Here is a 12,755-nt window from a genome sequence, read left to right on the forward strand (position 1 = left end):
TGCGTTCATCTCGAATAATTATATATCTTATGTTTAATAAATAATGACAAAATGAAAGCGCCATGCCTTTATGCGCTTTCTAGGGATGTAGCCATTAAATATAATCAGTATTTACCATAAAATACCTAATAACTAGTCTGATAATCGAAGATTTCATTCTAGTTATTAATACGTTAATTTCCGGCTAGTTTAACTCTGAAACCTTTCTTTTCTAAATAAGCTTTAATTTTGTCTCGAGCATCTCCCTGGATCTCTATTTCACCATCTTTTACTGAGCCACCACACCCACAACTTTTCTTGAGTTCTGCCGCGAATAGCTTTAGTGCCGTATCATCTAAATCCAAGCCGGTCACGATACTCACGCCTTTCCCTTTTCGCCCTTTTGTTTGACGATGGATTCTAACCACTCCATCTCCTTTAGGGCGTTCTATAATTTCAGGCTCAGCTTTGATACGGCCTAAATCCGTAGAATATACAAGTGTCATAAATCATTTACTTCTTTAATTGTTCTGCTTTCTGTTTTGCAAGCAAATAAGCTTCGATATGTTTTTGAATAGCCACTTTTGAACCTTTGATTAAGCGACCATTGAAAAAGCAATACCACCCATTGAGCTCACCTGTATCATTCTTCAGTGTAAAGCCGCCAAATTGCTCTTGTTTACCATTTGGAGCCTCTCTCTTCTTACCTACCGCACTGAACTCTCTAGGATCAATGATAGAGGCAGTATCACACCACCAGTCTATGCTTTTTTTAACTGCCGCAAGGTTACCAGTCAAAACATGGTTTTTGATCTTAACTTGCCATATATCTGTAGAGTTAGGCGCAGATGTAAGGGTAAATCCTCGATACGTCGCTATAGCCATATGTTATTGGTCTTTTTAATTATAGGTTAGTTAAATAATAATTGTATCTTCACCGTTATCAAGTATATTTATCGATAAACCATATTGTTATAGTGCATCAAGATGAAAAAAAACATCCCTCTCATCACAGATCCTATGATTTTAAAACAAAAGGTTACTGAATTTTCCGACACAGTTTGCTTTGAACAATTTCAACATTTGACACATTGGCAATATTCGAAGAACTCCGCTTTGGCCATGACTAAAGATTGGAATCATTTTGTTACATTTTGCAAAATAAGATGTGTTACTCCTCTTCCTGGCTCAACAACAGCTGTTAGGCAATTTATCGAAACGGAAGCTCGAGTGAGAAAATACGCGACTATCAGGCGTTACATAGTCACCATTGGTATCATCCATCACCTACTTTCGATGAAAGACCCCACGCAAAACCGACGCACTCAACTTTCTTTGTTTCGTCTTAAAGGAGAGAAAGGTGATGATGCTAAGCAAGCGACACCGTTAACGAAAAAACATTTATTAGCACTAGATATACAACTTATTCATTCACCTCACAAAAAGGATATCCGCGATCTTGCAATCTATTATGTGATGTTTGAGTGTGCTTTGAAACGAAGTGAGCTTAAAAAACTAAGTACAGGACAAGTCTTAACTGTGGATGGGCAAACGAAGATCATCGTGGGAAATGTCGATTATTATCTTTCTGAATCGGCCTCTCTTGCACTTAAAAAGTGGCTACAATTACTCAATAAAGAGTCGAAAATTGTGTTTTGTTCAATCGATCGCCATGGCAATATTTCAAATAGATCTTTAAATGATGCATCTATTTTCCGTATCTTACGTCATGCAGGGCAACGTTTAGGCATATTTGAATTGAGGTTTTCAGGCCAATCAACCCGTGTTGGTGCGGCTCAAGAACTGGCGAAACAAGGTTATAAAACTCAAGATATTCAGCAATTTGGACGATGGTTAAGCCCTGCAATGCCAGCTCAATACATTGGTAAGCTCGACATTGCAGAAAGTGAACAGATGAAATTTAAGGTCATTAAACCTTTTGATTAAGTGACGTTGTCACGCAATTGGCTAGAAATTCATGAAACCTATGCCCATTATGCTCTAACATTTTAGGAAACATTGAAATGGGAGTCATGCCTGGGAAGGTGTTAACTTCATTAAGATAAATGTTTCCCTCTGGGGTTAAAAAGAAATCAATACGTGCAAGGTGCCTAAGCTTCATGTGGGTAAAAACCCTAGCAGCACAATCACTTATCATTTCTAATTGATCTCTGGTTAAATTCTGAGCTTGTACTTCAGTCATCGAATGGCTAGTCGCACTGTATTTTTCTTCATAAGTATAAAATGCGTCTTCTGGTGCGATGATCTCACCCGGCTTAGAAAGATATAAAACACCATCAAGCTGATAAGCGGCAACTTCTAATTCCCTAGGTTTCACTGCTTTTTCAACCAGAACTTGTTCCGAGTAGCTAAAAGCCGCATCGATTGCGCTATTGAGCTGGGAAGCCTCGGTGACTTTGTAACAACCAACAGATGAGCCTTGTCTCGCCGCTTTAATAAACACACTTCCCCATTTTTCCAGAGCCTGATTACACTGCTGATGCGCTTGTGCATTATTTTCTGAAAGAAAAAGATAAGGTGTATTAGGAATATCCAGCGCATCGTACCAAAGCTTAGATGTAATTTTATTAAAGCTGTTAGCACTGGCTTCTGGACCACAACCTAAATATGGGATGCCAGCCAGCTCGAGCATCGATTGAATGTCGCCCGTTTCCCCTGGATAACCATGAATGCAAGGAACCACAAAATCGATATTGACGGCAACACCATTGGTATTCAACGTTGCAGCATTCGTGTCTAAGAAGCTCAGATCGCCCTTTTCACTGTACCAACCATCGGGTCGCATTTCGACGCGAATAACTTGAAAACCTTCTGTTTTTTCAAGTTGTGCTTGTAAATAGTTGGCTGACACAAGTGAAACTTCATGTTCTGACGAACCGCCACCACATAATAATAGGATTGTTGTTTGAGTCATTAAAATCTGTCCATGCTGCTGACGAATAAACTATAAAGCATGATAATCAATTCAGTGTGAAGTTACACGGTTTTAGCCAAGGAAAACCTTTTTACTGTTGTAACAGGCTAAGTTATAAGCAATAAAGGGGCATAAGCCCCTTTGATCATTTATTCGCGATAAAATCCAGAATCAGTTCAACTTATTGAGTGTCGGAAATTCCGAATTTTTGATGGTATCAATACTTTTGGCAAAAGGTTTCATTGCTTGAAACTCGGTTGGCAGTGTTTTAATTGCTTCAACAGCATCGGCACGAGTTGCGTAGTCACCATAAAGTACGGTGTACCACTTGGTTCCATTCACTACTTTATAATTTTCCCAAATAGGTTGGCCGTCAGAATTGGGCAGTTTACTGGCAAACTGATCAACTTTATTCTGTGATCCAACAGCAACGACCTGAATGGTGTAGCCAAAACGCGGATTCATTGCCGTCTGTTTAGCTGTCGGTGGAATGAGCGCTACTGCGGCTTTGCTTTGAGGGCTCATCTTAACGACTTTTTTCTCTGTATCGTTAGGAGACATCTTCACCACATTCGTTTCGACATTGCTCTCAGAAATTCCAGTAGCCATGCCTTCTTGAGCGACTACTGGTTGCTGAACCGGAGCAACTTTGTACTCTTCACGATGGCTTTCAGAGGTGACATCGGTAATGTATGTATCAGATGCACAGGCAGCCAGAAGCACTGATAAACCGACAATTGTGATTTTTTTCATGAATTGTTCAACGCCTTAAGTAGAAATTACTATAAATCATGCCGATAGCGACGCTCAGAATCAAGCTCGCTTTGTGATTATATACCTTTGTACTGTGATTTATGGCACAAAGTCGCAGTTGTCTCACGACGTAATGATCACAATCAAACCAATATAGTGAACAAGGATAGCATTTGTTCGCTAAGCTAACGGTAATTCGTGAGTGAAAGGTTCATCAACATGAACAATTTAAATCCATTCCTGAAACCAAAATCGATCGCGGTTGTTGGTGCATCAGTACGCTCGCTTCGTGCTGGCAATATTGTGATGAAGAACCTACTTCAAGGAGGCTTCGATGGTGCGATTATGCCTGTCACGCCTTATTATCCATCCGTCTGTGGCGTATTGGCCTACAAAAGTATCGAATCTCTGCCTATCGTCCCTGATATTGCGATTTTATGCACGCACGCAACACGCAACGTCACCTTATTTAAGCAATTGGCAGATAAAGGCATCAGCTCCGTCATCGTACTTTCATCTGATATGTATACTGAAGATGCTCAAGGAGTCGAAATCCAAGCCCAATGTTCTAGCATTGCAAAATCGGCAGGAATGCGCATTTTGGGCCCCAATAGCTTAGGGCTGATCCTACCTTGGTTAAATTTCAACGCTTCGTTTTCTCCTGTCACAGCCTTAAAAGGTAACATTGCCTTTATTTCACAATCTGCAGCGGTTTGTACCACGATTTTAGATTGGGCAAATGACAAAGAGATCGGATTTTCAGCATTTATTTCTCTTGGTAATGCCAGCGACATCGATTTCTCTGACTTGCTTGATTGCCTGAGCACGGATAGACACACCCAAGCCATTTTGCTTTATGTTGATACGATTAAGGATGCTCGCCGTTTTATGTCGGCAGCGCGTGCCGCGTCACGTAACCGGCGAATCTTAGTATTAAAAGGAGGAAGAACGCTTGCTGGACGTAAAGCGGCGCAAGCACATACTGGTGGAGACAATACACTCGACATTATTTATGACTCCGCAATTCAACGCACGGGTATGTTACGGGTGAATAATACCCATGAACTCTTTGCCGCTGTTGAAACACTCACTCACTCCGTTCCATTACGAGGTGAACGTCTTGCTATTATTACCAATGGTGGCGGGCCAGCTATTATGGCCGTCGATACCTTGTTAGATCGAGGCGGAAAGCTTGCCGATCTTGAAGAGTCTACTTATCAAAAACTAAATCAGTGCCTGCCTAAAAGTTGGTCTCACAGTAATCCGGTCGATATGGTGGGTGATGCGGATCATACTCGCTACGTTAATACACTAAATGTGCTGCTAGATAGTGATAAAACCGATGCCATTCTCATTATGCACAGCCCATCTGCGATTGCGCAGTCTGAACAAACCGCTCAAGCGGTGGTCGACGCCATTAAAGCACACCCTCGCCATAAACGTTTTAACATCCTAACCAATTGGTCAGGAGAACTTACCGCGCGCCCGGCTAGACAAATATTTACCCAAGCGGGCATCCCAACCTATCGAACGCCAGAAAGTGCAGTTGTGGCATTCATGCACTTAGTCGAGTACCGTCGAAATCAAAAACAACTAATGGAAACGCCGACAACCGCAGAACCCGTCCATGTATCAGAAATACACAGCGCGCAGCAATGGATAGCGGAGCAACTGGATATACACCCTACCCGCCACCTTGATACACACCAAATAGGCAAGCTATTTAAATGTTTTAATTTTAACGTATTACCAACTTGGATAGCTTCTGATGCCAGTGAAGCGGTACATATTGCCGAGCAAATTGGTTACCCAGTCGTGGTGAAATTGCGTTCGCCCGATATTACGCATAAATCAGATGTGCAAGGCGTGATGCTCAATCTACGCAACCGCCACGAAGTGGCAAGCGCAGCGCAAGCGATATTGGATCGCACGCAGATCTCGTATCCTTCCGCTAATATTCATGGGTTATTGGTTCAGGCAATGGCAAAGCTCGCTGGCGGCGAAGAGCTCAGGATCAAAGTGATTACTGATACAACCTTTGGCCCGGTCATTTTACTGGGACAAGGTGGTTCAGAATGGGATGAATCAATCGATGCCGCCGCCGCACTCCCCCCACTGAATATGACGCTCGCTCGTTATCTGATTGTCAGAGCAATACGCAGCGGGAAAATTCGGCTGCAAAAACTACCAGAGCCAATGAATATTGATGGGTTATCTGAGTTTTTAGTTCGTATCTCGCAGATGATTATTGAATGTCCACAAATAGATGAATTAGATATTCACCCGGTTTTAGCCAATGGCAATCAATTCACCATATTGGATGCCAACTTAGTCCTAAAAGATTACCAAGGCGACGGACAAAGTAGATTAGCTATCCGCCCCTATCCAAGTGAGTTTGAAGAAAATGTGATCCTAAAGGACAACTCGGCCATTACCTTACGCCCAATCTTGCCCGAAGATGAGCCGCATCATGCAGAGTTTATCCGTAACGTATCAAAAGAAGATTTGTACAAACGCTTTTTTTCGGATGTCGGCGAGTTTAACCATGAAGCCTTAGCCAATTTTACTCAAATTGACTATGACCGAGAGATGGCTTTTGTCGCAGTGGATCATACTAATGATCAAGAGAGTATTATTGGCGTTTCACGGGCACTCATTAACCCTGAGAATAGCGATGCTGAGTTCGCCATCTTGATCCGTTCTGATTTAAAAGGAAAAGGTTTGGGTAAAATCTTGCTGCAAAAAATCATCGACTATTGTCGCTTGAAAGGAACCTTACAAATTTCCGGCATGACCATGCCAACCAACCGAGGCATGTTGACGCTAGCGCAAAAATTAGGTTTTGAGATTGAAGTGCATTTCGAAGATGGGACGGCAGATATGGTTTTGATCTTAAATAAACCAGAATAAAGCCGTAGCGATCAGATTTGATCACTGCGATCCGCCCAAAATTTTAACTTAGCACCCAGTTTTTCTTGAGGTATTGCACACACCACGACTTTGCTTCGCCCATTTTATTACGCCGCCATGCCATAATGATCTGCATCGATTTTTCTTCAGATCCGCTAATTGCTTTCAGTTTACCTGCGGCGATCAACGGTTCTGCTATCTGTTTCGGTAATGTGCCAATACCTAGCCCTTCCACTAACGCGGCACATTTTGCGCTGAAATTAGTTACCGTCAGACGCGGTTGTTTTTGCAAAATATTCACGCTCATTGCAGGCTGGTCACGCGCGGTATCGGCAATCGCAATCACTCGATACTTTTGCCTTGCTTCTTCATCAAATGCACCGCTTCGTTTGTGCACGTAATGCGAGCTGGCCGCTACCCAAACCATTGACATAGTTCCTATGGTTTCTGCTTTTACATCTTGTGGTAACGTATCGATACGTGGGCAAATCAGCAAATCGGCTCGATCGGTTGAAAGTGACTCCCAACACCCCGCTAAAATTTCTTCTTGAAGACGGATTCGTGTTTTACTGACATTACCTAACGCTTCAACCATTGGGAAAAAATTATGAATAGGGATAATACCGTCAAATGCGACCGTCAAATCCAGTTCCCAACCATTCGCTAACAAGGTTGCGTCATTCACCAATTTTTCTGTCGCCGATAAAATGGCTCTACCCCGCTCAAGAATGAGCAAGCCGGCTTCAGTAAACGTCGCTTTATGCCCTGAACGGTCAAAAATAGTGATATCTAAATCTTGTTCCAATTTTTGGATCTGATAACTCAGCGATGATGGTGCACGGCTTAGCTCATTTGCCGCCGCAGCAAAGCTGCCTCGTCTATCAATCGCATCTAAAATATGAAGCGCTTCTAAGGTAATTGGACTTTGCAAAATGGACATCCTTTGGTGAAATTGCAGTGAGTATGCAATAACGAGTATGCCTTATTTATCATCGTTGTGGTATCTCTGACGGGATGGAAAATAGATGAGGGGGACTGGTTTGGAACCAAAAATCGTAGAAAAGGTGTGTGATTTATAGACATCCTTTCAACTATACTGGGTGAGAAATTCAACAAAGATTACTGTGGGTAAAGCGGCATAAGCAGGATGGAATAGCTGGTCTGGAAAGCCAAAGCAAGCGCCCTCATTCTTCTCCAAATGCCAAGATTACTGATGTATTAGGTGCATTGATCCTTGAGATGCGTGTGAACCGCAATTTAGGGGCGCGGCGCATACAAACAGAACTAATCCGACTTCACCAAGTACACCTAAGCACAGCAACTATCCATAAAGTATTATCAGAAGCTTCTGTGAAGCCCATTGTAAAAAGGACTTCCAAAGATACGAACGCCCAATTCCTGGCGATCGAGTCCAAATGGATACCTGTAAAATAGCTCCTGGAATTTATCAGTACACGCCATTGATGACTGTTCTCGCTATCGGGTTTTGAGGTGCTATTCTCGGCGTACAGCGGCAAATACAGTTAACTTTATCGAGTGTGTAGTAGATGAGATGCCGTTTCCTATTCAACGTATTCAGACGGACAGAGGGCGTGAATTCTTTGCGGAGAAAGTCCAGAAACAACTTATGATTTATGGCATCAAGTTCCGTCCCAATAAGCCTGCATCCCCTCATTTAAATGGCAAAGTAGAGCGCTCCCAGAAAACGGATAAAAGCGAGTTCTATCCGACTATTGATTTAGACATTGGGCTGGAAGAACTGGATGCATACTGGCTGAGTAGCAAACCTACTACAACTGGGAACGGCCACACCGCTCTTTAAAAGGACTAACACCGATAGGAAAGGTTACAGAATTATCTGACCAGACACTTCGGTACTTAGGTGCAAAAACTATATGATATTTACAATTCCATCGCGTGTGCGCTAGGCTCTTTTCGTCCCCCCATTGGGACCCCCTTTCAATTCTTAATTAACTCTTGCAGTTGCCAGACCACAAGACGTTTTTATCAAATTGAAAGGGGTTATATAACTGACTTATAGCTGTAAGCTTTACGGAACCCCCAGCCTAGCTGGGGGTTTTCTCGATACAATAAAGCCAGTTTAATACTGGCTTTGAGACACATTCATTTAAAAAGGGGTAGAAAAGTTATCAATGAGTGAGTCTATTTCTTATTTTCTGACATCTCTTTCTTAACCATGACCGCTGCAGCCACGATAAAAACGATGATTAATCCAAGCTCCATACAAAACCTCGATAAGTGTGTAAAATTAAAGGCTAAAATATAAACAACGCGATTCTAGCAGACTGGAAAAATATAGACAGCTTTTAACGTATTGCTAACGTTTTTAGCGACTCAGTTCAAAAAGAGCGTGAATAAAGAAAAATGGTAATTTTCATCACATCCGTAACTCTAGATTGTTATATTCTCTTCCTACTTGAAGCTACAGCGGTGTTTAACAACGTACCGCCGAACTCAAAAAACTACTGTAAACACACTAAAGCCGCCACGCGTTGGCAATGCCTCTTGAGCCGTTTGTATGGATAATAACTAACGCAATCGGGTAAGGTGAGACCCAGACTTTAGCTACAACTAAAGTTCTTCTATCTGGCAGTTCGATTGAACGATGGCTTCTACTTCACCGTCCCGAACACCGAAAAAGGCATCAGCCATGCCATAAAAACCATTAAGAAACACAAACCTCAACGCGTCGTTATCGAAGCAACGGGTCGATTAGAAATGCCCTTTATACTCGCCTGTGATAAAGCAAAATTACCTTATGTTATTGCCAATCCACTGCGCATTAAACGATTTGCCGGTGCTATTGGCCAACGAGCTAAGAACGACCGTTTAGATGCGGCTCTCATCGCACATTATGCCGAACGGGTTCAGCCCGAACTGACCAAGATAAAAAGCGAAAATATACGCCTTATGAGTGACTTAGTCACTAGGCGCAACCAACTACTCACCATGCAAACCATGGAAAAAAACCGACTACAAATATTACCAAAGAACATCTCATCGACTATCACCCCCATTCTTACCGCTCTGAAAAATCAGATTGAAAAAGTAGAAGCAAAGATAGCGAAACTGATTGATAGCTGTCCTGAGTATCAAGCCAAGAATACTCTTCTCCAAAGCATGCCGGGCGTTGGCAAAGTCCTTGCGGCCTCCTTAATTAGTAATGTGCCCGAGTTGGGCTATATCACGAACAAACAAACTTCTTCTCTCATTGGCGTCGCACCAATAACAAGTGTAGTGGTCAACTAAAATTGGCCACGGTTTTAGAGTTTTCCCAATATAATCGTTCTGATTCATTGGGAGTTAGACCACCGTTATACTGATGTGGCCTGAGTTGGCAGTAATATCCGATAATGTAGCGGGTGATCTCTTGTTGAGCCTCAGCGAAGCTATGATAACCCACAGTTGGCACCCATTCCGTCTTCAAACTTCTAAAGAAGCGCTCTATCGGCGCATTATCCCAACAGTTTCCTCGGCGAGATAAACTCTGTTTTATTTGAAAGCGCCACAGCAATTGACGGTATTTACGGCTAGTATAATGACTGCCTTGATCGCTATGGAACATAACACCTTTAGGCTTACCACGAGACTCATAGGCCATCGAAAGAGCTTTGCCTGTTAGCCTAGAATCCGGTGATAAAGACATCGACCAACCAATCACTTTGCGGGCAAAAAGATCGATAACGACCGCTAAATACATCCACCGATTACCCGTCCAAATATACGTAACATCGCCAGCCCAGACTTCATTTGGAGCCGTAACAGCAAATTGACGACTTAAGTGATTTGGAACGTCAATATGTTCTTGTGAAGCCTTTCTGTAACGATGCTTTGGTTCTTGGCAGCTCACTAAACCAAGAGTTCTCATTAGCTTTGTTGCTCGGTATCGGCTCAGCTTTACACCCTGATTTATGACTATATCTGCAATGGTTCTCGCTCCCGCAGAGCCATTGCTTGCGGCGTGAGCCTCGCTAATCAAGCTGCGCAGTTTTATTGTTTCCGCATTAATTAACGCTGGGCGCTTAAGCCAATAGTTATAACTACTTCGATGAACATTGAAGATTTCGCATAATATTTTTACGCTGTGGCTCTGCTTGAGTTTCTTGATTATCAAGAATTGTTCAGTGAGTCCGACATCAAGAGAGCCGTGGCTTTTTTTAGTATTTCATTATGCTCTTCAAGGCGAGCCAGCTTCTTTTTCAATTCCCTAATTTCTATTTGCTCAGGGGTCATAGGTGAAGCTTTCGGTGTTTTCCCTTGGCGTTCTTCTCTAAGCTGGCGAACCCATTTATCCATCGTGGACTTGCCCACATTCATGGCTTGGGCTGCTTCCGTCACTGAGTAATTTTGGTCTAAGACTAGCTGCGCTGCTTCTAACTTAAATTCTGCGCTAAATAGTCGTCTTGTACGTTTTGTCATAATGTCACCTGTTAACTTATGAGGTGATGATATCACCTCTAACTAAGTGACCAAATTCACTATGCCACTACAACTGTGTAGCAAGGCTATTTGCTAAATACGCACCTTTTTCCTCTAATCGTTTCAACAAAAGTTCAAATTCGAGATTATATTGGGCTTGTAACGTAGTTTTGACATCACCTAAAGGTTGGTCTTGTTTTTGATATACTGATAAAAGTACATCTTCCATATCCTTTAGGCTAGTTGAGTCATCGATTTTTCTAGTCGTTTCTGAGTGCATAGCTAAACACAGCAGTAAAACCAGGCAAAGCGAACTGCGGTGCATTCCTCTAGACATTTCCATACTTAATGCACTAACTAACTCTTGCGGCGCCCCATGAAATACATGTCTTAAAATATACTCAGGAAATGCACCAATGAAAAATATTGGAGCATTTAGCGAAAACCTAGAAATCAGAATCATGATTAAAAGCTTCTGGCGTAATTTTAATTCTGGGAAAAACTGATTTATTAAGGCTAGGAAACATGAGTATTCACTACCACTGAGCGAGCTAATATCCTCACTAACTTTTGAAGCTAGCAAACCTGATGAAACTATATCGGCTTCTTTATCATGTAACTCGCATGATAGTAATTGTTCTTGTGCATATGCATGTCTCTCCAAAAGGGATAGCATGGTGATTGGTGTTGATTGAAGAATATCGCCATACTCGTCTAAGTAATGCATGTGCACAAATACGCCACAATTTTCGTCATGTTCTAAGGAATACTTCAATTTTAGAAAGCGACGCGACTTAGAAGGCACCTCCAGCAAATGTGAATGCATCTGAATCTCAGCATCATTTAATGAGATTACTTTTAAGTACTTTTCTGATTGTTCACTAAACCAGTTATACATCCTACAAGTGTATTCCATCCCCCACAAAGTTGAGGTACTGTCTAGCAATGCTTATAGGTTTTATATATTTCAAGCTCTGTATCACTCAAATTTACCAAATTTACTACTTTGATGATTTTCTCAATGTCTGCAGCCGTTTTTCCTGTGTAATCGTTGTTGATCTGAATTTGTTGGAACCCAAAATCATACTGCCCTAAGGCTTGATCATTAAAAATGTATCTACTCAAGGGTTCTCCTCTTTTTAGGGTTATAACCCCTCTTGAGCCGCTTGTTAGCTGCTGCACTTTAGCCGGAGATTGACTACCCAACGGCCTAATTTAAAACACATTATTATTTTCAAGCGACAAAGTAAAACGGACAACTGAGAAACTAAAACCCAATCCACGAAACGCACTTGGCAAAGAAGAAATAACAGCAAAACTTGATGAGTTTCTAGAGCTTAAATTTACAAAGAATCCTTTCAAAGAAGCCAACGACCAATTGCGCAAAACCCATTTAGGCGTGAAAGAGCTTCAAAATCAAAGAAGCCACACCAAAGAAATAAACAAACACACCACTTCCCGTAAACAGACTTCGGTTAGTTCAAGCACTTCACGAACAGTGCCACTGGCGAGATACATGGAAAAGTGCTGACTTTCAGGTGTAAAGCTAGAGCCTCAGACCAAGAAAAAATGAACACGGAATTTTATGATTTTTCTTAACCTCAGCTAACGCCCGGCTAAGGGGTTGACAACGCACCACCGAACTCAAAAAACACACTGTAAACACTAAACTCCAATTTTGTACTAAAGTCGCCACGCGTTGGCAATCCCTCTTGAGCCGTTTGTTAGGCTATTAATC

10 protein-coding genes and 2 pseudogenes are annotated in these 12,755 nt (G+C 42.0%); 4 read left to right on the forward strand and 8 right to left on the reverse strand.

Annotated elements, in window-relative coordinates; all coding sequences use genetic code 11:
• Nucleotides 1-173: 173 nt before the first annotated feature.
• Both yciH and AACQ42_RS14205 read right to left on the reverse strand, forming a co-directional pair.
• The gene (gene yciH / locus AACQ42_RS14200) at nucleotides 174-485 is read right to left on the reverse strand and encodes a stress response translation initiation inhibitor YciH (RefSeq protein WP_019282715.1); all 312 of its coding nucleotides are present in this window, start codon (nucleotides 483-485) and stop codon (nucleotides 174-176) included.
• A 7-nt stretch (nucleotides 486-492) separates the two neighbouring features.
• Nucleotides 493-864 carry a DUF3319 domain-containing protein gene (locus AACQ42_RS14205; protein WP_013867787.1) on the reverse strand — a complete coding sequence of 124 codons (372 nt, stop codon included), beginning with the start codon at nucleotides 862-864 and terminating at the stop codon, nucleotides 493-495.
• Between the two features lie 102 nt (nucleotides 865-966).
• Here AACQ42_RS14205 and AACQ42_RS14210 point away from each other — a divergent pair, with 102 nt between their 5' ends.
• Nucleotides 967-1,926 carry a tyrosine-type recombinase/integrase gene (locus tag AACQ42_RS14210; RefSeq protein ID WP_094151561.1) on the forward strand — a complete coding sequence of 320 codons (960 nt, stop codon included), beginning with the start codon at nucleotides 967-969 and terminating at the stop codon, nucleotides 1,924-1,926.
• On the opposite strand, the gene AACQ42_RS14215 is transcribed toward AACQ42_RS14210, so the two are convergent.
• Together AACQ42_RS14215 and AACQ42_RS14220 are read right to left on the reverse strand one after the other, a co-directional pair.
• A complete protein-coding gene (locus AACQ42_RS14215) occupies nucleotides 1,910-2,914 on the reverse strand; it encodes a D-alanine--D-alanine ligase (RefSeq protein ID WP_094166202.1) in 1,005 nt (334 codons plus the stop codon). The genes AACQ42_RS14210 and AACQ42_RS14215 overlap by 17 nt on opposite strands.
• Before the next feature lie 171 nt (nucleotides 2,915-3,085).
• Entirely contained in the window at nucleotides 3,086-3,667 is a 582-nt protein-coding gene (locus AACQ42_RS14220) for an SPOR domain-containing protein (protein ID WP_013867790.1), read from the reverse strand.
• 219 nt (nucleotides 3,668-3,886) lie between these two features.
• On the opposite strand from AACQ42_RS14220, the gene AACQ42_RS14225 reads away from it, so the two are divergent.
• Nucleotides 3,887-6,577 (forward strand): bifunctional acetate--CoA ligase family protein/GNAT family N-acetyltransferase, encoded by a 2,691-nt coding sequence (locus tag AACQ42_RS14225; RefSeq protein ID WP_094151565.1) that lies wholly within the window; start codon nucleotides 3,887-3,889, stop codon nucleotides 6,575-6,577.
• A gap of 43 nt (nucleotides 6,578-6,620) precedes the next feature.
• On the opposite strand, the gene AACQ42_RS14230 is transcribed toward AACQ42_RS14225, so the two are convergent.
• A complete protein-coding gene (locus AACQ42_RS14230; protein ID WP_069212146.1) occupies nucleotides 6,621-7,508 on the reverse strand; it encodes a LysR family transcriptional regulator in 888 nt (295 codons plus the stop codon).
• Between the two features lie 194 nt (nucleotides 7,509-7,702).
• Between AACQ42_RS14230 and AACQ42_RS14235 the strand changes: the two are divergent.
• Nucleotides 7,703-8,446 (forward strand): annotated as a pseudogene (locus AACQ42_RS14235) (DDE-type integrase/transposase/recombinase); the annotation flags it as partial.
• A gap of 765 nt (nucleotides 8,447-9,211) precedes the next feature.
• A pseudogene (locus AACQ42_RS14245) lies at nucleotides 9,212-9,826 on the forward strand (IS110 family transposase); the annotation flags it as partial.
• 13 nt (nucleotides 9,827-9,839) lie between these two features.
• Here AACQ42_RS14245 and AACQ42_RS14250 read toward each other — a convergent pair.
• From AACQ42_RS14250 to AACQ42_RS14260, 3 genes are all read right to left on the reverse strand, one after another.
• Nucleotides 9,840-11,017 (reverse strand): IS3-like element ISVch4 family transposase gene (locus AACQ42_RS14250; RefSeq protein ID WP_094166203.1). Its coding sequence is split into 2 segments (ribosomal slippage): nucleotides 9,840-10,759 and nucleotides 10,759-11,017, totalling 1,179 coding nucleotides; the frame shifts between segments, so codons are not numbered across the junction.
• Nucleotides 11,018-11,084: 67 nt separating this feature from the next.
• Entirely contained in the window at nucleotides 11,085-11,915 is an 831-nt protein-coding gene (locus tag AACQ42_RS14255; RefSeq protein ID WP_094166204.1) for a hypothetical protein, read from the reverse strand.
• Between the two features lie 41 nt (nucleotides 11,916-11,956).
• On the reverse strand, nucleotides 11,957-12,142 hold the full coding sequence (locus AACQ42_RS14260; RefSeq protein WP_094166205.1) for a hypothetical protein: 186 nt from the start codon (nucleotides 12,140-12,142) through the stop codon (nucleotides 11,957-11,959).
• Between the last annotated feature and the right edge of the window lie 613 nt (nucleotides 12,143-12,755).

It is taken from the genome of Vibrio sp. V12_P9A6T4, assembly GCF_963874835.1.
Classification (GTDB): domain Bacteria; phylum Pseudomonadota; class Gammaproteobacteria; order Enterobacterales; family Vibrionaceae; genus Vibrio; species Vibrio anguillarum.

Excerpts from the sequence above, each read along its gene's own strand:
- AACQ42_RS14220 (WP_013867790.1), bottom strand. The coding sequence starts at position 3,667 with ATGAAAAAAATCACAATTGTCGGTTTATCAGTGCTTCTGGCTGCCTGT.
- AACQ42_RS14215 (WP_094166202.1), bottom strand. The coding sequence starts at position 2,914 with ATGACTCAAACAACAATCCTATTATTATGTGGTGGCGGTTCGTCAGAA.
- AACQ42_RS14255 (WP_094166204.1), bottom strand. The coding sequence starts at position 11,915 with ATGTATAACTGGTTTAGTGAACAATCAGAAAAGTACTTAAAAGTAATC.
- AACQ42_RS14205 (WP_013867787.1), bottom strand. The coding sequence starts at position 864 with ATGGCTATAGCGACGTATCGAGGATTTACCCTTACATCTGCGCCTAAC.
- AACQ42_RS14225 (WP_094151565.1), top strand. The coding sequence starts at position 3,887 with ATGAACAATTTAAATCCATTCCTGAAACCAAAATCGATCGCGGTTGTT.
- AACQ42_RS14210 (WP_094151561.1), top strand. The coding sequence starts at position 967 with ATGAAAAAAAACATCCCTCTCATCACAGATCCTATGATTTTAAAACAA.
- yciH (WP_019282715.1), bottom strand. The coding sequence starts at position 485 with ATGACACTTGTATATTCTACGGATTTAGGCCGTATCAAAGCTGAGCCT.